17 protein-coding genes are annotated in these 22,127 nt (G+C 65.6%); 7 read left to right on the top strand and 10 right to left on the bottom strand.

The window, feature by feature from the left end; genetic code table 11:
- The 4 genes from ACTNFK_RS01635 to ACTNFK_RS01620 form a co-directional block, all read right to left on the bottom strand.
- Positions 1-498, bottom strand: coding sequence for a hypothetical protein (locus tag ACTNFK_RS01635; protein WP_435937165.1), 498 nt, complete (start codon positions 496-498; stop codon positions 1-3).
- 438 nt (positions 499-936) lie between these two features.
- Entirely contained in the window at positions 937-3,045 is a 2,109-nt protein-coding gene (locus ACTNFK_RS01630) for a helix-turn-helix transcriptional regulator (RefSeq protein ID WP_435937164.1), read from the bottom strand.
- A 147-nt stretch (positions 3,046-3,192) separates the two neighbouring features.
- Positions 3,193-4,344, bottom strand: a complete 1,152-nt coding sequence (locus tag ACTNFK_RS01625; RefSeq protein ID WP_435937163.1) for an AMP-binding protein — start codon at positions 4,342-4,344, stop codon at positions 3,193-3,195.
- Between the two features lie 23 nt (positions 4,345-4,367).
- Entirely contained in the window at positions 4,368-5,123 is a 756-nt protein-coding gene (locus ACTNFK_RS01620) for an IclR family transcriptional regulator (RefSeq protein ID WP_435937162.1), read from the bottom strand.
- Between the two features lie 233 nt (positions 5,124-5,356).
- Between ACTNFK_RS01620 and ACTNFK_RS01615 the strand changes: the two genes are divergently transcribed.
- The 3 genes from ACTNFK_RS01615 (at position 5,357) to ACTNFK_RS01605 (ending at position 9,898) form a co-directional block, all read left to right on the top strand.
- Positions 5,357-7,534 (top strand): malate synthase G, encoded by a 2,178-nt coding sequence (locus tag ACTNFK_RS01615; protein ID WP_435937161.1) that lies wholly within the window; start codon positions 5,357-5,359, stop codon positions 7,532-7,534.
- Positions 7,535-7,638: 104 nt separating this feature from the next.
- Positions 7,639-8,841, top strand: a complete 1,203-nt coding sequence (locus ACTNFK_RS01610) for a pyridoxal phosphate-dependent aminotransferase (RefSeq protein ID WP_433645267.1) — start codon at positions 7,639-7,641, stop codon at positions 8,839-8,841.
- Between the two features lie 220 nt (positions 8,842-9,061).
- The gene (locus tag ACTNFK_RS01605) at positions 9,062-9,898 is read left to right on the top strand and encodes a siderophore-interacting protein (protein WP_435937160.1); all 837 of its coding nucleotides are present in this window, start codon (positions 9,062-9,064) and stop codon (positions 9,896-9,898) included.
- A 75-nt stretch (positions 9,899-9,973) separates the two neighbouring features.
- Here ACTNFK_RS01605 and ACTNFK_RS01600 read toward each other — a convergent pair whose 3' ends face one another.
- Both ACTNFK_RS01600 and ACTNFK_RS01595 read right to left on the bottom strand, forming a co-directional pair.
- Positions 9,974-11,365 (bottom strand): aspartate aminotransferase family protein, encoded by a 1,392-nt coding sequence (locus ACTNFK_RS01600; RefSeq protein WP_435937159.1) that lies wholly within the window; start codon positions 11,363-11,365, stop codon positions 9,974-9,976.
- Positions 11,366-11,520: 155 nt separating this feature from the next.
- Positions 11,521-13,005 (bottom strand): CoA-acylating methylmalonate-semialdehyde dehydrogenase, encoded by a 1,485-nt coding sequence (locus ACTNFK_RS01595; RefSeq protein ID WP_433645270.1) that lies wholly within the window; start codon positions 13,003-13,005, stop codon positions 11,521-11,523.
- Positions 13,006-13,295: 290 nt separating this feature from the next.
- Between ACTNFK_RS01595 and ACTNFK_RS01590 the strand changes: the two genes are divergently transcribed.
- Together ACTNFK_RS01590 and ACTNFK_RS01585 are read left to right on the top strand one after the other, a co-directional pair.
- Complete coding sequence (locus tag ACTNFK_RS01590) at positions 13,296-14,522, top strand: IS30 family transposase (protein ID WP_435936932.1); 1,227 nt, start codon at positions 13,296-13,298, stop codon at positions 14,520-14,522.
- 56 nt (positions 14,523-14,578) lie between these two features.
- Positions 14,579-16,261: a PucR family transcriptional regulator gene (locus ACTNFK_RS01585; protein WP_435937088.1), complete on the top strand. Its 1,683-nt coding sequence runs from the start codon at positions 14,579-14,581 to the stop codon at positions 16,259-16,261.
- Here ACTNFK_RS01585 and ACTNFK_RS01580 read toward each other — a convergent pair.
- Together ACTNFK_RS01580 and ACTNFK_RS01575 are read right to left on the bottom strand one after the other, a co-directional pair.
- Positions 16,249-18,186 carry an ABC transporter ATP-binding protein gene (locus ACTNFK_RS01580; RefSeq protein WP_435937087.1) on the bottom strand — a complete coding sequence of 646 codons (1,938 nt, stop codon included), beginning with the start codon at positions 18,184-18,186 and terminating at the stop codon, positions 16,249-16,251. The genes ACTNFK_RS01585 and ACTNFK_RS01580 overlap by 13 nt on opposite strands.
- A gap of 16 nt (positions 18,187-18,202) precedes the next feature.
- Positions 18,203-18,877, bottom strand: coding sequence for a TrmH family RNA methyltransferase (locus ACTNFK_RS01575; protein WP_435937095.1), 675 nt, complete (start codon positions 18,875-18,877; stop codon positions 18,203-18,205).
- A gap of 153 nt (positions 18,878-19,030) precedes the next feature.
- Here ACTNFK_RS01575 and ACTNFK_RS01570 point away from each other — a divergent pair, with 153 nt between their 5' ends.
- Entirely contained in the window at positions 19,031-19,270 is a 240-nt protein-coding gene (locus ACTNFK_RS01570; RefSeq protein ID WP_435937086.1) for a type II toxin-antitoxin system Phd/YefM family antitoxin, read from the top strand.
- Positions 19,270-19,719 carry a type II toxin-antitoxin system VapC family toxin gene (locus ACTNFK_RS01565; protein WP_435937085.1) on the top strand — a complete coding sequence of 150 codons (450 nt, stop codon included), beginning with the start codon at positions 19,270-19,272 and terminating at the stop codon, positions 19,717-19,719. The genes ACTNFK_RS01570 and ACTNFK_RS01565 overlap by 1 nt, the downstream gene beginning before the upstream one ends.
- Here the strand turns inward: ACTNFK_RS01565 and ACTNFK_RS01560 are convergent.
- Together ACTNFK_RS01560 and mftD are read right to left on the bottom strand one after the other, a co-directional pair.
- The gene (locus ACTNFK_RS01560) at positions 19,695-20,648 is read right to left on the bottom strand and encodes an aldo/keto reductase (RefSeq protein ID WP_435937084.1); all 954 of its coding nucleotides are present in this window, start codon (positions 20,646-20,648) and stop codon (positions 19,695-19,697) included. The genes ACTNFK_RS01565 and ACTNFK_RS01560 overlap by 25 nt on opposite strands.
- A 128-nt stretch (positions 20,649-20,776) precedes the next feature.
- Positions 20,777-22,036, bottom strand: coding sequence for a pre-mycofactocin synthase MftD (mftD, locus tag ACTNFK_RS01555; protein ID WP_435937083.1), 1,260 nt, complete (start codon positions 22,034-22,036; stop codon positions 20,777-20,779).
- Between the last annotated feature and the right edge of the window lie 91 nt (positions 22,037-22,127).

Genomic DNA, 22,127 nt, shown 5'->3' with positions numbered 1-22,127 from the left:
TCATTCCCCCTGAGGTGAAGCAGTTGCGATGCTGATGGCCCCGAACGGGGATACCTGTTCAGCAGGAACCCCGGCAGCGTCGGCCGCTGAGGCGAGAGAAACCGTCGCTCCGGTCGGTGACATCGCAGTCACCGACCACTCCGTAATTTCTGAGGCGGTGAACCGCTCGAGCTCGTCGAGCACCGTCGAGAGATCCTGTGGCGATGGCGCTGTCTCCTCGTCGACGAGGATGATCACGACCTGAGCGGTGTGAAGAACTTCCGAATGAAATGTGATGTCAGCCCGCGTGGCTTCCACAAGCCCCCGGTCGATCCTGTCCGACAGCCCCTGCAACTGCAGCTGCAGCTCCGGATCTGCGGAAACCTGATCGTAGGCCTGATTGACACGCACCTGCTCGGCGCTCGGCACTGAAGTACAGCCGGCGACACCCATTGCAGTCGATAAGGAAACCAGTACGAGTGCGGCAATAACCGCGGGTCTGGAACGTGAACCCTTCATGACAAGCCCCCTTGGCTACGTCTTCCAATGAGCCCAAAAGTTGTGGACCCACTCAGAGAGAGTCCTGTTGGGTCGCGAATATGACGCGAAGTTGAAATATATTTTTGAAAGTTCTTTTGGCACCCCAAGTTGGAGCAGCTATCCAGGCTCTCGCCGACAGCAACCTGAGCGAGGCCACAGGCGATGAGATCCGGGATCCCCCGCGGTAGATGACGAGTGTGGATCAGCAACGTGACACGCACCGCTTTGGGTACCCCGCAGTGACATGTCGTGTGCCCTTTCGCCGTGTACTGACCCGTGAAATTGGGGTCGAGACCGGGCACAGTTATAGCGGTCTGAGGCGCAGGCCACGTCGCGTGACGGCGATGCGGTACCTAAATCGGTACCGTCGATGCGCCGAATGTACGTGAGAGCAGGAGCGCGCTGGGCGTGATCCGCCTATGCGTTGTCGAAGAGACCGATGCGATAGGCCTGTTCGAGCGCTGCACCATGTGACTCGACGCCGAGCTTGCGATACAGACCAGCCACTTGCTTCTTCACGGTGGAGAGCGCGAGGTGCAGCCTGCGTGCGATCTCAGTCTGTGTGAGCCGCTGATCGAGAAGCATCAGCAGCTCGCCCTCTCGCAATGTGAGGTCAACGAGCACCGCGCGATCGGGAAATCCCCCGGCAAGTGCGGCGAACCGGCCCGCAGCAGCTGCGGGTGTCAGTCCCAGATCGAGCAGCAGCTCCTGCCAACCGCGCTTGCGCGCACAGCGCTCGACGAGCTCGACACGCACGCCCGGCGGCAAGGTCGCGAGCGGGAGGAGAGTGCCGGCCTGGCGCATCTCTTCCACCGCCGCCGAACACGCGTGATCCACCGCGGAATCGTCACCACGCGCATGCTGCGCGGCCGCCCCGATGAGGTGCGCCTGTGCGCGATCGCGCGCCGAAGCACGCGAATCGTGCACCACGATATCGACGTACCTCAGGGCCTGTTCGTTGCGCCCTCCCATGAGCGACACCCGCGCCCAGCAGCCGTGCGACGACGAAGTCTGCCGCTCCAACACTGCCCGCGCACGCTGCGCCTGGCCCTGCGCAAGCAGCGTCTCGACGCGTACGCGGTGCACCAGCCGCACAGCCAGCGGGCTGAGTCGCCCAGCGCCGGTCGCGCGGCCGCTCAGCTGTTCCTGCTTTCTTGCCGCCGCTGCTGGGTCTCCAGAGATCACATCGGTCCAGTGACGCGCGAGCAGCACAATCGGCCACAGCTCAGATTCTGGTGCGGTTCGCTCAATCCTGTCGAGGAGTTCACGGGCGCGATCAGTCTCTAGCCGGTCGAGGGCGAGCATGGCCTCAACCGTCGTTGTCAGCACCGAAACATAGGCATAATCCTGCACCTCACCGAAGATGCCCTGAGCCTGCACGAGGCACTCCGCGGCGCGATCCCGCGACCCGCGAAGTTCGTGCATCAACCCCATCAACGCGAACGCGAAGGCCGGCACGTAATCGCCATAGCCCGGCCGTTGCCAGAGGAGCGTCGCCTCCCGCAGGGACTCCATCGCCTCGGACCATCGCTCCACGAAAAAGTGAAGAATGCCCTGTTCCAGTTTGAAAAATGCTCGATTCCGATCCGAGGCGGGCCGACTCAGCGGGGCCGCGGCCTGAACCTGTTGTTGGAGCTCGCCCAGGGTCTCCTGCGCACCCGCAAAATCGCCGCGCAGCCGTTGGAAACGCATCCAGTTCACGCCAACGTGCACCCGGGCATCTGGCGAACTCAACTCGCGCCACCTCGGCCCAAGTGCAGCCGTGCACTCGGTAACCTGAAGAGACAGCCGTTCAACGAGCAGATCGAGGTCTTCCCCCTCGGGAAGGTCGCGAACGCGCTGCATCACCGACGTCGACTCGACGTAGACATGCGCCAGCCACAGGCCGGGAAACTGATGCAGTACCGGCTCCGGAAGCGCGCCGAAAGCGGTGTGGGTTGCGAGCGGGTCCGTCACCATGATGCGCATGCCGTAGCGATACCAAAGATGCTCGAGTTCGGCCCAGTCACTGGCGAACCGCAGCTGCACCGCAAGCTCTCCAATCAGCGGCTCGTCGTCTGCGGTATCGGCCGCGGCGGATTTTAACGTCTCCAACAGGGGCGCGCGAAAGCCGAGCAGGGCATCGCTCGCTGACAGCGATTCGTGAAGCCGACCCTCCTCGTGGTTCACCGAACTGTAACGCAGAAGTTCATGCGCAAGAAGGTCTCTCGCGCCTGCGGGCACGATCCACCCGGCGTGATTCCGGTGCGGAACGCGAGGCGCGGTCTCGAGATAACCGGCCTCCACAAATCGCCCAAGTACCGATCCCTCGCCCGGGTAGGATGCGTCGAGCACCACCTGGTCACGCGCCGCCGGGAAGCGGCGCGGAAATGCGCGCTGAAGCAACTCGATGCTGCGACCCGTCACCCGGTGGAAGAGTAAAAAATGGCTCGCGTAGGCGAACATCACCGGCGCGGTAAACGCCACCGCGGGCCCGACGACTGGGCGCTCGCGGGCCTCGAGCTGCTTCTCTGTTGCGGAGTCCATAGCGTTTCTCCCTCTGTGCGTCCCCGTTGCGCACACAATTACCGAGGACAGCCGCCTCAGAAGTGAAGTAAGTCTAGGACACCGTGCACCGAATTGTGGGAAATTCCTATACGCAGTTCAGTGTTTCCTCGTGGACGGTCTCCATGTTCAACTTACGAGGGCCGCGATCTTTCGCAGGTCGGGCTTCCCGCCCTCGAGACGAGGCAGCTCCGCGAGCAGGGCGAACCGCGCCGGGATCGCCGCGGGGCCCAGTTGCGCGCGCAGAGCCGCTCCCAGCTCTTCGGTTCGCTCGTGGATCACGTGATCCAGCCCCTCAATCACGAGCACCGGCCGCTCTCCCCACTCGGGGTCGGCGACGCCCACCGCGGCGACCGCCGCACCGCCCAGATGCCCACTCGCGACACGCTCGATCTCGTCGAGCGAGACGTTCACGCCGCCCGAAATGATCACCCGGTCGAGACGACCGGTGACGGTGAGCATTCCGCCAAGCAGGTGGCCGGCATCTCCGGTGCGGTACCAGCGCACGCCTTGGTCGGTAATAAAGCGATCCGCCGTGAGCTGCGCGTCGCCCACGTAGCCGAGCGCGAGCGTCGGGCCCGCGAGCTGCACCTCTCCGTCCCGAATGCGCACGCGGGTATCGCCGATCTCGACGCCGTCGTAGACGCAACCGCCGGCCGTCTCGGTCATGCCATAGCTCCTCCTGAGCGCGATGCCCAGGTCGTGCGCCCGGCGACGCATCTCGAGCGTCACCGCCTGCCCGCCCACGAGCACCGCGTCGAATGAGCGCAAGACATCAGCGGCGGCGGGATCCACCTCTGCGAGCGTCAACAGGCGCGTGAACTGCACAGGCACAAGCGACACGTACCGTCGCTCGTGCCGCATGTGTTCGGCGCGCGCGAGCAGTTCGGCCGGGTCGAACGGGCCGTCGAAGAACTCGGGGGCGATGCAACTTACCGCGCTGCGCACGAGCATCTGAAGCCCGGAAATCAGGTGTGGGGGAAGCGCGACGAGCCACTGCCCAGCGCCACCAAAGGCCTCGTGAGTCGCCTCCGCGCTCGCGCGCAGGGCATCGGCCGAAAGCGCGACCGCCTTGGGCACGCCACTCGAGCCCGAGGTACGCACGACGAGCGCGGTGCCAGCTGGCAATGCCTCGCGTTGCAGCCGGTGGATCGCCTCCGGGTCGGCCCCCTCGCTCACCGGCAGCACCGGTGCCCCACCCTGCAACGCATCGGCGAGCGCGGCAAGCAGCCACGCGCGATCGGCAGTCGGAATGGCGCGCAGCGACGATTTCTGGGTCACGCTGCAAGCCTAGGTCACACGCTTCAGCCACGGGATGCAGCCGAGGCGAGACTCGCGGCCGCCCGCATGAGCGCCACGGTCAATGCGCTGCTCTTCGCGTCGGTAACCCGGGCGACCGGACCCGAAATTGACACGGCTGCGGGGGGCGACGACCCGGGTATCGGGACGGCGATGCAGCGCACGCCCACCTCCTGCTCTCCGTCGTCTACGGCAAAACCGCGACGGCGTGACTCGCGCAGGTCTGCCAGCAGCGCAGAGTCTGTTGTCAGGGTCGATGGGGTGTACTTCGGCAGCCCCGTTCGTGCAATGATTTCCCGCACCCGCGTCTCGGGCAGCGTCGAAAGAATAGCTTTACCGACGCCCGAAGCATGAGGCAGCACCCGCCGGCCGACCTCGGTGAACATGCGCATGCGATGGCGCGAGGGCATCTGAGCAATGTAGGCCACCAGGTCACCGTCGAGCACCGCGAGGTTCGCCGTCTCCTCCGATGCCTCTTCGAGGTCAGCGAGCACGCCCTGCGCCAGGGTCGCAAGTTCGGGTGTCGCACGCTTTCCCAGGTGGATCAGGCCAGAGCCGAGTGCGTAGCCACGAGAGTCTGTTTGCTGCACGTAGCCGCGGCTCAGCAGGGTGCGAAGGAGTCGATGCGCCGTCGGCGCGGCAAGCTGTGTGGCGGCAGCGACCTCGGCGACCGTGAGTTCGTGCTCGGCCCTGGCCAGAGCTTCCAGCACGTCGAAGGCTCGCTCCACCGACTGCACGCCTCCAGATTCGGTTCCGCTCACGCCAACTCCATTATTTGTTGTTGATGACCCACACCGGCCTGCCCGGTCTCATTCAAGATCTTGGGTCGCTATCGCGCGCCCCGATCTGGCAACAGCACCGACCAAGGTCGAAATCCTTCTCATCCTATTTCACATTACGGAATCAGTATTTCAAATCATGGATCCGCTGTCTAGACTCGACTTCGACACCCCTGGCGCCAGCGCTCAGGCGCCCAGCAGATCGGAGAAACACCGTGCCCCAGCCCCTGACCCACTCAGACCTCACCGTCGACCCGGCCCTCGCAACGTTCGTCGAGGAATCGCTCGATCAGTCGGGCCTCACGCCCGAGGAATTCTGGAGCGGTGTGAGCGAGATCATTCACGATCTCGGGCCGAAGAACGCTGAGCTCTTGCGGGTCCGAGACGACCTGCAGCGCCAGATCGACGAGTTTCATCGGGCCCGGCCTGGCATCCCCGACAGGGCCGAGTACCGCGAGTTCCTCGCCGAGATCGGCTATCTCGAGCCAGAGCCCGACACCTGCGCGGTCACCACGACCGGCGTCGATCCAGAAATCGCCACCCTCGCTGGCCCGCAGCTCGTGGTACCCCTCCTCAATGCACGTTTCGCGTTGAACGCGGTCAACGCCCGCTGGGGTTCCCTCTACGACGCGCTGTACGGCACCGATGCCATCGATCAAACGGGCGACCTCGCCCCTGGCGCCGAGTACAACGCTGAGCGGGGCGCGGCCGTAATTGCGTTCGGACGCGACATGCTTGATAGCGTCGCCCCGCTTGCACGCGGGTCACACGCGGATGCGTCGGCGTACACGGTTTCGGAGGGCGCGCTTCGCGTAGTATTCGGGCGCGACGAGACTACGACGCTCGTCGACCCGCAGGCCTTCGCCGGGTACCGTGGTGAGGAGGGCGCTCCCACCGCGGTGCTGCTGCGCCATCACGGCCTACACCTCGAGATCGTCATTGACCCGGCTGGGCGCATCGGACGCACCGACCGCGCGGGTGTCGAAGACATCCTGGTCGAATCCGCGCTCACCACCATCATGGATCTCGAGGACTCGGTCGCCGCGGTCGACGCGGCAGACAAGGTGCTCGGATACCGCAACTGGCGGGGTCTCATGGATGGCACCCTCGCCGAGACCGTCAGCAAGGGTGGCCGCAGCTTCACGCGAACCCTCAACCCCGACCGCCAGTACACTGCCCCGGGTGGCGAACCGCTCGTACTGCCGGGCCGATCCACCCTTTTTGTGCGCAATGTGGGGCATCTCATGCGCACCGACGCGGTGCGCGATCGCGCGGGCGAGGAGACCTTCGAGGGGATCCTCGACGCGATCATGACGGTGCTCGGGTCGCTGCATGACCTGCGCGGGAAGAGTGCAGGAGGCAACTCGCGCACCGGATCCATCTACATCGTGAAGCCGAAGATGCACGGGCCCGCCGAGGTCACCTTCGCCGTCGAGCTCTTCGAGCGGGTCGAGCGACTCTACGGCCTTCCCGCGAAGACCGTGAAAATCGGGATCATGGACGAGGAGCGCCGCACCTCGGTGAACCTCGCCGCGTGCATTCAGTCGGCAAGCGACCGGGTGGTGTTCATCAACACGGGGTTCCTCGACCGCACGGGCGATGAGATCCACACCTCGCTCTACGCCGGGACCATGCTGCCCAAGGGCGACATTCGCACGCAGCCGTGGCTGGGCATCTACGAGGCGCGCAACGTCGCGATCGGGGTCGCGTGCGGGCTCGACGGGCGCGCGCAGATCGGCAAGGGGATGTGGGCGATGCCCGACCTCATGCACGACATGCTCGAACAGAAGATCGGACATGTGCGGGCCGGCGCTTCGACCGCCTGGGTGCCCTCCCCCACCGCCGCCACGCTGCACGCCCTGCACTACCACCAGCTCGACGCGTTCGAGGCGCGTCGGTCGCTGCCGCCGCTGCCGACTGACAGCCTCGACACGCTGCTGCAGGTGCCGCTCGCGCGCGACGGTGATCTCACACCCGAAGTGGTCGCGACCGAGGTCGAGAATAACGTGCAATCGATCTTGGGCTACGTCGTGCGCTGGGTCGATCAGGGTGTCGGCTGCTCGAAGGTGCCCGACATTCACGATGTCGCGCTGATGGAGGACCGTGCGACGCTGCGCATCTCGAGCCAGCTGCTCGCGAACTGGCTCGCGCACGGGATCATCACCGAGTCACAGGTCGACGAGGCACTCTCCCGGCTCGCATCGGTGGTGGATCGGCAGAACTCCGGCGACCCCACCTATGAGGCGTTGCTTGGCGAGGACGGCCGCACCCCTGGCATCGCCTTCACCGCGGCGCGCAGGCTCATCGTCGAGGGCGCTGCGCAGCCGAGCGGCTACACCGAGCCGATTCTGCATGAGCTGCGGCGCGCGAAAAAGGCGCAGGCGGCCGGGTGATCCACTGGGACGCGGATCAGGGGCGCGGATCTGGGGCGCAGATCTGGGGAGATTCGGTGCCCCGGATCGGTGCCCGGGAACACCGCGCGCGATAAGCTTGAGGGGTGACCAAAATCTCCCGTTTGTCAAAGAAAATCGGTGCAATCGCCGAGTCCGCCACCCTCAAGGTCGATGCCAAGGCGAAGGCCCTGCAGGCCGAGGGTCGCCCCGTCATCAGCTACGCCGCTGGCGAGCCTGACTTCGCGACCCCGGCTCACATCGTCGATGCCGCCCGCGCCGCGCTCGACGACCCGAAGAACTTCCGCTACACCGCGGCCGCAGGGCTTCCCGAGCTGCGCGAGGCGATCGCGACGAAGACGGCGCGCGACTCCGGCTGGGCGGTGCCCGCCTCGCAGGTTATCGTCACCAACGGTGGCAAGCAGGCGGTATACCAGGCCTTCCAGGTGTTGCTCGATCCGGGCGACGAGGTGCTGCTGCCCGCGCCGTATTGGACGACGTACCCCGAGGCGATCCAGTTGGCCGACGGCGTGCCGGTCGAGGTCTTCGCGGGCTCCGATCAGGGCTACAAGGTGACCGTCGATCAGCTCGAGGCCGCACGCACCGAGCGCACCAAGGTGCTGCTGTTTGTCTCCCCTTCTAACCCCACCGGCGCGGTGTATTCGCCGGCCGAGACGAAGGCAATCGGCGAATGGGCCGAATCGCACGGGCTGTGGATCATCGCCGACGAGATCTACCAGAACCTGGTCTACGAGGGCGCGCGCGCACAATCCATCGTCGAGGCCGTGCCAGCGCTCACCGACCGCACGATTCTCGTAAACGGAGTCGCGAAGTCGTATGCGATGACCGGATGGCGGCTGGGATGGATGGTCGGCCCCGCCGACGTCATGAAGGGCGCCGCGAACCTCCAGTCGCACCTGACCTCGAACGTAAACAACGTCGCCCAGCGCGGCGCGATCGCTGCGCTAAACGGGCCGCAGGAGCCGATCGAGCAGATGCGTTTGGCCTTCGACCGCCGTCGCAAACTCATCGTGAGCGAGCTCAACAAGGTGCCGGGGTTCCATTGCCCGACCCCCGAGGGCGCGTTCTACGCCTACGTCGACGTGACGGCAGCGCTTGGGCGCGAGATCGCGGGCGTCACGCCCACGACGTCGCTCGAGCTCGCTGACCTGATCCTCTCCGAGGCTGAGGTCGCCGCGGTTCCCGGCGAAGCGTTTGGCCCGAGCGGCTACCTGCGCTTCAGCTACGCGCTCGGCGACGACGCGCTGGTCGAGGGCATCCAGCGCATCCAGCGCCTGCTCGGGGCGTAGCGTCGGGGCTCCTGCTCTCCACCGCCCACCGCCCACCTCCCACTTCCGACTTCCATCGGGTGGACAATGACGCGGGGTTCATACGTCGCGAACCCCGCGTCGTTGACCACCCCGCGACGTATCGCCGCGGCACGGAGGACTGCCACCCAGCGGAACCCGCTGATTCACTAGGAAATCGTGTACGATTTGGTGAACCACGACGAAGAAGCGAGAGCCAGCGATGACTGAGGTTTTTGCGCGCGAGCGCACCATGCACGATCTCCACACACGCCGGGTGCGGGTGCTGCGCATCACCCCGGTGGCGCCGAGCATGGTGCGGATCACGCTCGGTGGTGACGATCTCGCGAGGTTCAGCGCCGACGGTCCCGCAGACCACGTCAAGGTATTCTTTCCCGACCCAGAGACTGGAGTGCTGACGGTTCCCGAGCCCGGTGGGTTCCGGAAGCCACGCGCTGAGGGGGCTCCCGCCATCATCCTGCGCGACTACACGCCACTCGCGTTCCGACCCGATGCCGAGGGCGGCCCCGAACTCGACCTCGACTTCGTCTTGCACGGAGACCACGGTGTTGCCGCTGCCTGGGCCGCCCGGGCGAAGCCAGGAGACGAGTTGGGCATCGGCGGGCCACGCGCGTCGGTTCTCGCCCCGGCCGGAGCCGACTCGGCGATCATTGTCGCCGACGAGTCGGCGCTCCCCGCGGCCACCCGCTGGCTGCATGCGTTCGATGCCTCCGTGCCTGTGACGGGACTGTTCTTCGTTAAGGATCCCGAGACATCCGCGTATCTCGACGGGGTCGACGACGAGAAGCGCGAGTTGCGCTGGTTCACCGGGGCGGATCGCGCATCCGCACTCGAAGCTGCACTTCGCGCGCTGCCCATCGGCGAGCGCACCTTCGTGTTCCTTGCGGGTGAGGCGACCACCCTCATCCCACTGCGCCGCTACCTTCGCCGCGAGCTCGGCCTGAGCAAGTCACAGGCCGACGTACACGGGTACTGGAAGCGGGGCGAAGTCGCGCTCGATCATCACGCTCCGCTCGACCCAACCGACCCCGAAGACTAATCGGTACGCCGCACACGCGACAGGGGGCAGATCCACTGTGGATCTGCCCCCTGTCGCGTCAGCGATCAGCTGATGCTAAGCGCCCGTGTAGTAGCCGTCAGCGACCGTGAGCGCCTCGTCGAGGGCATCGAGCCCCTTCACGAGGTCTTCCTCAGAGATCACGAGCGGCGGCGCGATTTGGAGACGGTTGCCGGCCGCGAACGGCCAGACCCCGCGCGCCTTGCACGCGGCAACGACCGCGTTGAACGGGGCTGCCGCCTCGCCCGACGCGTTGAACGGCACGAGCGGCTCGCGGGTCTCACGATCGAGCACGAGCTCGAGCGCCCAGAACAGACCCTTACCGCGGTACTCTCCCACCGAAGGGTGCTTCTCGGCGAACTCACGCAGTCGCGGTTCGACAACGCGGGCGCCGAGGTCGCGCACGCGCTCGATGATGCCCTCTGCCTCGAAGATGTCGAAGGTCGCGACGCCCGCCGCGCAGGCGAGCGGGTGCCCCGAGTAGGTGAGGCCGCCGGGGAAGGGGCGATCCACAAATGAATTGTGCACAGCCTCGCTGATCACCACACCACCGAGCGGCACGTACCCCGAGTTCACGCCCTTAGCGAATGTCACGAGGTCGGGTGCCACATCAAAGCCCTGGTAGGCGAACCATTCACCGGTGCGACCGAAGCCGACCATGACCTCGTCGCAGATCATCAAGATGCCGTACTTGTCGCAGATCGCGCGCACGCCGGGCAAGTAGCCGGGCGGCGGCACGAAGACGCCGTTGGTGCCGGTGACCGTCTCGAGCACGATCGCGGCGATCGTGCCGGGGCCCTCAAGCTGAACCTGCTGCTCGAGGTGCGCGAGCGCACGCTCGGTCTCCTGCTCGGGCGTCTCAGCCCAGAACGCGCTGCGGTACTGGTACGGCCCGAAGAAGTGCACGACCGAGGTGTCGATCGTGTCATTCGCCCAGCGACGCGGCTCACCGGTCATCGTGATCGCGGTACCGGTCGAACCGTGGTACGAGCGGTAGCGGCTCATGATCTTGCGACGGCCGGTGTGCTGGCGCGCGAGACGCACCGCGTACTCGATCGCCTCGGCGCCACCATTGGTGAAGAACACCGAGCGGGCACCCTCGAAGGAGTGCTCGACGATTCGCTTCGCGAGTTCGCCGCGCGCGTCGTTGGCGAAGGCGGGCTGGATCGTGGTGAGGCGCCCGGCCTGCTCCTGGATCGCCTTCACGAGCCCAGGGTGCTGGTGCCCGAGATTCAGGTTCACGAGCTGCGACGAGAAATCGAGGTACTCGTTGCCGTCGTAATCCCAGAATCTTGCGCCCTCGCCCTTCGCGATGGGGAGCGGGTTGATCTGGCCCTGCGCCGACCACGAGTGGAAGACGTAGCCCCGGTCGTTCGCGCGTACTTCGCGCTGAGCCTCGGTATCGCCGAAATCCTGCGGCGCACCGTACAGGTCGATGTAGTCAGTCATTGATTTCTCTCAAAGGTAGTGAATTGCACATGGGAAGAGCGTGGGTCAAAGGATCCGCTAAGCGGAGCCTGGCCGGGTCTGGCGGGAGCGGTGGGCGAAACGCCCACCGCGGATGGATCGGCTCCGCGTGCGGATCCTGCCCTCGCTCTGCCGAGCTACTGGTTGCTCGGGAATCCGAGATCCACCTTGGAGGTGGCGGGGTCGGGCCAGCGCGTGGTGACGACCTTAGAGCGCGTGTAGAAGTGGATCGACTCCGGGCCGTAGATATGCGAGTCGCCGAACAGCGAGTCCTTCCATCCGCCGAAGGAGAACGAGCCCACGGGCACGGGGATCGGCACGTTGATGCCGACCATGCCGGCCTCGACCTCGAACTCGAACTGGCGGGCGACGCCGCCATCGCGGGTGAAGATCGCGGTGCCGTTGCCGAACTGGTGCTCGTTGATGATGCGCACACCCTCCTCGTAGGTGTCGACGCGCACGACGGCGAGCACCGGCCCGAAGATCTCATCTGAGTGGATCTTGCTGCCGGGCTTGACGTGATCGATGAGCGAGACCCCGGTGAAGAAGCCATTGCCCTCGAACTTGTGTTCGCGGCCGTCGACCACCACGGTCGCGCCCTCGGCCTCGGCGCCGGCCACGTACGACTCGACGCGATCCACTGCTTCGCGGGTGATGAGCGGACCCATCTCGCTGGCCGGATCGGTGCCGTCGCCGATGACGAGCTTCTTCATGCGGCTCTGGATCGCGGGCACCAGGTCATCGGCCACGCCACCCACGGCGACGACAACGGAGACCGCCATGCAGCGCTCGCCGGCCGAGCCGTACGCGGCCGAGACCGCGGCATCGGCCGCCATGTTGATGTCGGCATCGGGCAGCACCAGCATGTGGTTCTTCGCGCCGCCGAGGGCCTGCACGCGCTTGCCGTTGGCGGCCGCGCGCTCGTAGATGTACTTGGCGATGGGGGTGGAGCCGACGAAGCTGATGGCCTTGACGGTGCGGCTGTCGAGCAGCGTATCGACCGCGACCTTGTCGCCGTTCACCACGTTCAGCACACCGTCGGGCAGGCCAGCCTCGCGGAAGAGGTCGGCGATGAAGATTGAGGCGGAGGGATCGCGCTCGGAGGGCTTCAGCACCACGGTGTTGCCGCACGAGATCGCGCTCGCAATCATCCACAGCGGCACCATGACCGGGAAGTTGAACGGGGTGATCGCCGCGACCACACCAACCGGCTGCTTCACCGAGTGCACGTCCACGCCGCCCGCGACCTGCTCGTCGCGCTCGCCCTTCAACAGGTGCATGAGACCGGCCGCGAACTCGACGTTCTCGAGGCCGCGAGCAATCTCTCCGGCAGCGTCTGAGAGCACCTTGCCGTGCTCGCTCGTCACGATCGCCGCGAGCTCGGGGGTGCGCTCCTTGAGCAGCTGGCGCAGACGGAAGAAGACATCGGCACGCTTGGTGAGGCTCGTCGCGCGCCACCCGGGCAGCGCGGCCTGCGCCGCGGCAATGGCCTGCTCGACCGTCTCGGCCGAGGCGATTCCCACCTCGTGCTGTGCTTCGCCGGTCGCCGGGTTAAAGACAGTCTGGAAGCGCTCGCCGGCTTCGACCTTTTCGCCTGCGATCAGGTGGGGGATACGTGCCATGTGTGGATCCTCGGTTCTCTCGGTGCTGTTCTGCGGGTGTGTGAATCAATCAAAATGTCTGGGCCGCGGCGAGCCACTGGTTCCCAGTCTCGCAGGGAGAAGCGAGCGAGGCCACCGTCAGACCATCCGCATCTCAACACATCGTCGTACACTTTGTATGAGCGTTGGGTTTTGTTGGGCAACTCGACCAGGTTTCCGTGCGCCCAGCTTTGGTGGGCAGTAGGTGCTGGAATAGGCACGGCGGTTTCAGGGGGTTAGCGCAACACTCCAACCATTTGGAGGTTACGCACATGAATATCTTGTCCTGGGATGAACGGGAGCGCGTGTTAGTCGCGCTCACCCGTGGCATGTCCGCTTTGGAAGTGAGCCGCGCGATGGGTGTCGCGCGTACGACGCTGAGTCGTTGGGCCATACTCGCTGGCATGACTTTCACTCTGGGACACCATGGCGGTGTCGCGGCCGTTGACATGGACCGTGTGGTCACTGTGCACTCCGGTCGTGCGTATCGTCGACTCACGCTCGCTGACCGGTCCTACATTCAGGCAGCGAGGTCGTTGCCTGAGCCGCTCTCGATGCGTCGCATCGCGAGCGAACTGGGAGTGTCCGCATCGACGGTGTCGCGTGAACTCTCACAGCATGGTGTGGAGTACGCGACACAGCGAAGATATGTTGCCGAAGTCGCCCACTATCGGGCGCTCACCGCAAGGCCTCGCACACGGCCGGGGAGACTCGCAGACCCCTGGTTGCGTGTGGCGGTCATGGCAGGGTTGAACGCGAAGCATTCACCGCAGCAAGTCGCTGAACGGTTACGGTTGAAATACCCCAACCATCCGGAGAGACACGTGTCCCACGAGACGATCTATCAAGCGCTGTATGTGCAGGGCAAAGGCGCACTCCGGCACGAGCTCACCGTTGAGAAGGCATTGCGTTCGGGTCGGACCGGCCGTATCCCGCAATCGAAACTGCCGCGGCGTAGCAGCCGTCCCTGGCTGGAGGGGGCGAGACTTACCGATCGTCCCGCGGAAGCCGCTGATCGTGCGGTTCCCGGGCATTGGGAGGGCGACCTGGTGGTCGGTCCAGACAACTCGGGGCTCGTGACGCTCGTGGAACGCCGCACCAGGTATGCGCTCATCGGGCGTCTCCCGGGAAAGCGGGATTCAACGACCGTGATTGATGTTCTGCAGGATCTGGTCAAGGGTCTCCCCGCGAGTATGCGCAAGACCCTCACCTGGGACCAGGGCAGTGAAATGGCGCAGCACGCCGAGTTCACGATCGCGACTGATTGCCCAGTGTTTTTCTGTGACCCCCACTCGCCCTGGCAGCGCGGCTCGAACGAAAACCTGAATGGTTTGATACGTGATTTTTATCCCAAGGGCAGCAACTTCAACCACGTCAGTGATGTCGACATTGAGGAGATGCAACAGCTTTTGAATGATCGGCCACGGAAAACACTCGGGTACTACACGCCGCGTGAGAAACTCGAACCACTCATCACCGGTGTTGCGCTAGCAAGCTGAAACCGCCCACGGCATTCCAACATCTACTGCCCACGAAACGATCCGAAGGAGCGGGCATGAGAGACGCCGGCGACCAGACCGCCCTCCCGAGCGTGCGCGACGTGCTCGCGCTTCCCGAGTTGCAGGCGGGCCAGCCCGAGTTGGTCGCGGGGTCGCAGGGGGTGGATCGCGACGTGCGCTGGGCGCACGTCGCCGCGGGCTCGGGCGTCGCCGAGCTGCTCGACGGCGGGGAACTCATCCTCACCACTGGCGCGGGCTGGCCCAGCGATCCCCGTGAACTTGCCGACCTCGCCGAGGGGCTCGTCACCGCCGGCGCGACCGGAGTTGCGGCCATCGTGCTCGAGCTGGGCCAGAGGTTCACTGCGGCACCGGAAGCCCTGATCCACGCGTGCGAAGAAAACGGGGTGCCTCTGATCGTGCTGCACCGCGAGGTGCGCTTCGTGCAGATCACGCAGCGGGTACACCAGCGCATTCTTGCCGCGCAAAACGAGGCGCTGCAGGCGCGCGCCGAGGTGCACGCGATGCTCACCGAGCTCGGGCTGAACCGCAGCCCCGTCGACTATGTGGTCGAGCGGCTCGCTGAGACACTCGGGGCCCCAGTGCTGCTCGAAGATACGGGGCACCGAGTCGTGGCGTTCGCCGGGCTCGGGGCAGACCCTGCCGAGGCGCTCGCGCCGTGGGTGCGGGCCGACGGGCGGGAACCGCAGCCGCCGAAAGGCGAGACCTGGGAGCGAGTCGCTGTCGAGGCGCGCGGTCGTCGCTGGGGGCACGTGACCGCGCTCGCTGGCCCGCCGCACCCGGCTGGCCGTCGCACAGTGCTTGAGCTCGGGGCCTTCGCGCTTGCCCTCGGTCGGCTCGCTGACGCAGAGGGTGACCAGTGGATGCAGCTGGGCTCGAAGCGGCTGTTCGAGGCGCTTCTCGGGGGCCGCTACCGCAGCGACGCGGAACTTGCCGCGCAGCTTGCCGCTTCCGGCCTCACGCTTGACGGACGCACCGTCATCGCCGCGACGCTGCGCGGCACTGGCGACTTCGGCGGGCACGCCACGCTCGAGCGCGCCACCCTCGAGACCGCGCTCCGGCGGGCGATCGCACCCGAGGGCCGGGCCCTGATTGCTCCCGATAACGAGGCAGCCGAGAGTGGGCACGTGCTGCTCGCCCTGCTCTCGTTTCCGACCGAAGACCCGAGGCTCATTTCGACAGTGGATCGCGACGTTCCGTCGCTCGCCACCCGCCTGGCACACGAGCTCGGCATGCTCGTGCCCGGCACGACCCCATCGTCGTGGCGGGCCCACCTCGCACTTGCCACACCCGCGCGAAGGCTGCGACAACTCGTCGCCGCACTCGAACAGGTGCGCGCGGCGGGCCGGATCGCGCCCACCGGCGAGGTCGGTCGGGTGACGGTGCAACAGGCGGAACGTCAACCACTCGCACACCTCGTGCGCGCGCTTGCTGGCGCACCCGAGCTGCAGGAGTTCGCGACCGACACCCTCGCGCCGCTCCTTGCCCACGACCGGGCGGCCGGCGCGCCAGGAGACCTGCTGCGGGTGCTTGCCGCCTATACCGCTCACCCAACGAACCGCTCGCTCGCCGCGAAGGAGGCGCGGCTGTCTCGGTCGGTGTTTTACCAGCGACTCGCGCTGATCGAGGATCTTTTGGATGTGGATCTCAGCAGCGGTGAGACCATCGCGACGCTCACCGTCGCGCGGCTTGCGCTCGATACGCCGACTCACTCCCCGTAAGACAGAGGATCCAGGCCACCCCGTATCCCGGCCTGCTCACGATGCAGACGCCAATACGCTCCCTCGCGCGCAAGCAACTCAGCGTGCGTGCCACGCTCGACAATCCGACCTGCCTCCAGCACGAAAATGCGATCCGCATCGATCACGGTGGAGAGCCGATGCGCGATCGCGATCGTAGTTCGTCCCGATCGCGCAACGTCGAGTGCACGCTGCACGATCCGCTCGCTCACCGTGTCGAGCGCGCTCGTGGCCTCGTCAAGTACGAGTACCGCCGGGTCCTTCAACAGCACTCGAGCAATCGCGATCCGCTGCTTCTCGCCTCCCGATAGCCGGTACCCGCGTTCGCCGACAACCGTGTCATAACCCGCCTCGAACGACACGATCGTGTCGTGAATGTTGGCTGCCCGCGCAGCCGCCTCGAGTTCCGCGTCAGTTGCCTCGGGGCGGGCGTAGCGCAGATTCTCGGCGATGGTGGCGTGGAAGAGATACGGATCCTGTGTGACCATGCCCACTTGCTCCATGAGCGAGACGTGACTGAGCTCGCGCACGTCATCACCCGCGAAACTCACCGTTCCGTCGATCGCGTCATACAGGCGCGGGATGAGGTAGCTGATGGTGGTCTTGCCCGATCCACTGGGTCCAACGAATGCGACGAACTCACCCGGCTGCACACTGAATGACACCTCGCTCAAGGTGTGCAGGGAGTGCTCTGTTGCGTCGGGATAGCGGAAACACACCCGGTCGAATTCGATGAGTGGGGCCGCAGTCGGTGTGATGCCGTCCGAGGTTGCAGGCTGTGCGGGTGCGGCGGCAAGCAAACGCACCGGGCGGGCGTCTGGCCGATCCACTATCTGCGGCTTGAGATCGAGGTACTCGAAGATTCTGGCGAACAGGGCACCGGAGGTCTGCAAATCGAGGGCCACGCGCATGAGCCCCATCATCGGGAACAGGAGGCGTGCTTGCACCGTTGTGAACGCGACGACCGTGCCGGCGGTGATGCCCACGTCGCCCCCCGTGATCAGCCACCCGGCGATGAGGTAGACGATCGCGGGCACCGCTGAGAGGAAGACCTGCACCACCGCAAAAAACCACTGCCCACTCATGGCGAGGCTCGTCTGCAGCGAGATGAGCCGCGAATTCTCGTCGGAATACCGCTCAGTTTCCTCCTGCTGTCGGGTAAACGACTTCGAGAGCAGCACGCCGGAGACGCTCAGCGCCTCCTGCGTGATGGCGCTCATATCGGAGAGCGATTCCTGCGTCCTGCCCGCGATCTTCGCGCGCACCTGACCCACGCGGCGCTGCGCAATCACGAGCGCCGGGAGCAGTATCACCGCAACGATGGTGAGTTGCCAGCTCAGCGCGAGCATCGCAATGAACGCCGCAATCACGGTCACCGTGTTGCCGATCACGCTCGAGACCGTGTTGGTGAGCACGCTGGCCACGCCGCCGACGTCGTTCTGCAACCGTGACTGGATGACTCCCGTCTTCGTGCGGGTGAAGAACGCCAGCTCCATCTTCTGCAGGTGCGCAAAGAGTTTCACCCGCAAATCGCCCATGACCCGGTTGCCGACCTGTGCGGTGAGCCTCGTCTGCACGATGCCGATGGCTGCGCTCGCGAGGAACGTGAGCAGCATGACGCCAGACAGCCATGCGGTAACCGTCAGGTTCGGCGGACCGCCCTTGGGAAACAGCCCCTCATCAAATATTCTCGCGGTGAGCAGCGGGGGAACGATTCCGAGAGCTGCGCCAACCACCACCAGCACCACCACCACGAGCAGCTGCACCCGGTACGGGATGAAGAGTTCCCAAATCCTCGCGCCCAGGTTGGCGATCTTCGGCGCCTCACTGTTCGCACGCTTCTGCGCCTCATAGTCGGCGCTAGACACCCGGGCTGCGCCTCGGGGCCCGCCACCGCCCATGCTCATGGTTCGAAGCCTATGCTCACCGCGGGCGCAGCGGGGAATGCTGCTGCACCCACGCGTACATCGAGACGGCGGCGGCGGCAGACGCGTTGATCGAGCGAGTGGATCCGTACTGCGTGATCTCCACCACCGCCTCGGCCGCGGCAATCGCCTCGGGGGTCAGCCCGGGCCCCTCTTGCCCGAAGAGCATCACGCAACGCTCGGGCCAGTCGAAGGTCTCCATGGGCACGCAGCCGGGCACGTTGTCGATCGCAATGATCGGAATCCCTTCGGCCGCGGCCCACGCGACGAGCGCGCCCACATCTTCGCGGTGCTCGACGTGCTGGTACCGGTCGGTCACCATCGCGCCGCGCTTGTTCCACCGACGACGACCCACGATGTGCACCGTGTCGGCGGCGAACGCGTTGGCGCTGCGCACGATGGACCCGATGTTCATGTCGTGCTGCCAGTTTTCGATCGCCACGTGAAACGGGTGCCGGTGCCGGTCGAGATCCGTGCGGATCGCCTCCATGCGCCAGTACCGGTAGCGATCCACCACATTGCGGGTGTCGCCGTGCTCGAGCAGCTCAGGGTCGAAGTGGTCGCCCTCGGGCCACGCGTCGCGCCCGCCCGGCCAAGGGCCGATGCCGGAGGTCGTGCGCTCAGGGTGCGGCTCGGCCTGTACTTCGGTCGGCGATTCGGCGCGCGCGGTCACGTTTTCCAGTGGATCGCCGCTGCCGCTCGTGGTGTCTGTCACCCGCCCATTCTTCCACCTCGGGTTTGGGATCAGGAACGGGGGTCGATGTGGTCCTTTCCAGACAAATAGACTAATCTAACTGGACTAAGTCGGAGCAAGAAAGAGGCTGTTATGACAACCGTGAATATTCACGAGGCAAAGACTCGTTTTTCCCGATTAGTCGATGCGGCTTCCCAGGGCGAAACAATCGTGATCGCAAAGGCTGGCAAGCCAATCGCCAAGCTGACACGTCTCGAAGCCGAACGCACACCCACACGGCTCGGGTTTCTACGCGGCTACGGTCGCATCCCCCTAGATTTCGATCGCATCGGAGACGCGGAGATCGAAGCCCTCTTCGACGGACGAAACTGATGCTCTTCCTGCTCGACACTCACGTGCTGCTGTGGGCAGCCTATGAACCCGAACGGCTGTCCGACGAGACCGTCGGGCTCCTCGAAAACCTCGAGAACGAACTCGTGTTCAGCGCAGCGAGCATCTGGGAAGTCACGATCAAGGCCTCACTCGGACGGGAGGACTTTCGCATTGACGCAAATCTCTTGCGCCGCGAACTCGTCGAGCACGGTTACCGCGAACTCCCGGTGTCGAGCGCCCATGCCGCCGCGATCGCCACCCTTCCGACTATTCATCGCGATCCGTTTGACCGCATGTTGGTCGCTCAGGCAAGGGTCGAAGGGCTCGAACTCCTCACCGCGGACCAGATCGTTGCCTCATACGGCAGCCCCGTCCGCCTGGTCTCGGGCCGCCGCGTGGGGTCGCCCGGTCCCGATCCGTTACTTCACTCGGAGGCTGCGGAAAGCTGATCCACCTCAGCGTGTGTGAGTTCGAGATCGAGCGATGCGAGGAGCGCGGGAAGCTGCGCGGTGTTGCGGGCGCTCGCGATGGGTGCGGCAACCGTGGGCTGCTGTCGGAGCCAAGCGAGCGCGACCGTCGCGACCTCGACTCCGTGTGCGGCGGCCACCTCGTCGAGTGCCGACAACACCGCGCGTCCGCGATCGTTCAAGTACGCCATCGATTCCTCGGCACGGGGGCTCGCCCCTGGCGCATCGGCGTCTGCGACGTCGCGGTACTTTCCGGCCAGAAACCCGTGTGCGAGCGAGTAGTAGGGGAAGACCCCGAGCCCCTCGCGCTCTGCCACCGTGCGCTGGCCATCCGTCTCGAAGCCCCGCTCCATCAGGTTGTAGTGGGGCTGCAGCGCCACCGGCACATGGTAACCGCCCTCCCGGGCGATGCCGATCCACTCGCTCACGCGATCGGCTGTGAAGTTCGATAACCCGATCGCACGCACTTTGCCAGCATCGACCAACTCGGAGAACACGGCGACCGTCTCGGCCAGCGGGGTGTCGGGATCGTCTTGGTGAGCGTAGTAGAGATCGATTCTGTCGGTTCCGAGTCGCTGCAGTGACGCGTCGGCCGCGGCGCGCACGTTGTCGGGCGCGAGCCCAAAAAAATCAGGGTGGGAGAAAACCTTGGTCGCGATGGTGACGCGGTCTCGGCTGCCGCGGGCCGCGATCCACTCACCAATCAACGTCTCACTCTCGCCGCCCGTATTGCCGGGCACCCAGTGCGCGTAGCTGTCTGCGGTGTCGACAAAGTCTCCACCACCGGCAACGAACGCGTCGAGCACCGCAAACGTGGCCTCGCGGTCGGCGGTCCAGCCGAACACGTTGGCGCCGAGCGCGAATGGCGCGATCTCGATGCCGGAGTGACCAATTCGAGTGCGGTGAGCCATGGTGCTTCCTTTCGGGGTTGCCTTCACTCGGAGATTTTCGCGAGCCAGGGCCGATTCTGGCATTTCCGCCCTGAAATGTGCAGATCTCCGAGTGAGGCGACGGTCTGGCTTACGCTGACGTTCCAGCCCTACTGGATGGTCTTCTCAACCGGACGCTTCGCGGCTGTCCCGCGCGCCTTCGGCTGGTCCGCGGTCGCCGAGTCGTCGCCTAGCCTCGCGTCGAAGCCCTCGGGCACCAGAAAATCCTCGCGGCTCAGCTCGGAGATCGACTTGTGCCCCAGGCCCAGCACCGCAGAGTCGAGACCCATGCGCAGCAGGTCGAGCACGTTTTCAACACCCGTCTGCCCATTCGCGCCGAGGCCCCACAGGTATGCGCGACCGATCATCACCGCACGTGCGCCGAACGCGAGCGCCTTCGCGACATCGCCGCCGCGACGCACCCCACCGTCGAGCAGCACCTCGACCTGGTCGCCCACCGCGTCTGCGATCGGCCCCAGGCAGCGGATCGCTGCCGGCGTCGTGTCGAGGTTGTTGCCACCGTGGTTTGACACCGAGATCGCGTCCACCCCGGCATCCACCGCGCGCTTTGCATCATCGAGTCGCGTCACGCCCTTCAGCATGAAGGGGCCACCCCACTCCTTGCGCAGCCATTCCACGTCCTCCCAAGACGCGGGTGGAGTCTGCATCCACTCCCCGTACGCACCAAAGAAGGTGGGGGCCGGGCCATCCGCGGGCTTCAGATTCGGCGCGGTGAGATCCGGCAGGCCCGCCTTCAGCCACTGCAGCGTCCACTTCGGGCGGATCATGCCTTCCGGCGCGAACTTAATCAGCGCGGGCAGGTTCATCTTCTCGGGGATCGACGGGCTGCCCCAGTCGCGTCCGACCGAGAACGACCAGTCGGTGGTGAGGATCAGTCCCTTGGCACCAGCTGCCCGGGCACGCTCCACGCGAGCAAGAATCTGGTCCTTGGTACCCGTCCAATAGATCTGGAAGAAGGTGTTTTCGTTCGCCGCAGTTATCTCTTCGACCGGCTTTGACGCGAACGAGCTGAGCCCCATGATCGTGCCGCGGGCGGCCGCCGCGCGCGCCACGGCTACCTCACCGTCGGGGTGGATCGCCTGCACGCCCGTGGGGGAAATCATCACCGGCATGGAGACCGGGATTCCCATGATCGTCGTCGAAAGATCGCGCGGCGACTGATGGCCCGCCACGTGCGGCGCGAACTGCAGCTTCGCAAACGCATCCATGTTCTCCTGCGGGGTGCGCCCCCGCTCCGAACCCGCGACCAGCGCCGCGTACACTGACGGCGGGATGTTCCGCTTCGTGCGACGCTGCGCCTCAAGCACTGACTCAAACCAAGGGTTCTGCTTCCACGGCCACAAGCTCATTGGTCGTCTCACTTTCTTCGTCGTTGAATCTCAGCACCGATGCCGATAGGCGTTGCTGCGCAATGCGGTGAAGCTGCGCAACCCAATACCG

Source organism: Leucobacter fengyongliangi (genome assembly GCF_052386045.1).
Note: the sequence above shows the minus strand (reverse complement) of the source record. Positions and strands in the feature narration are given on the sequence as shown.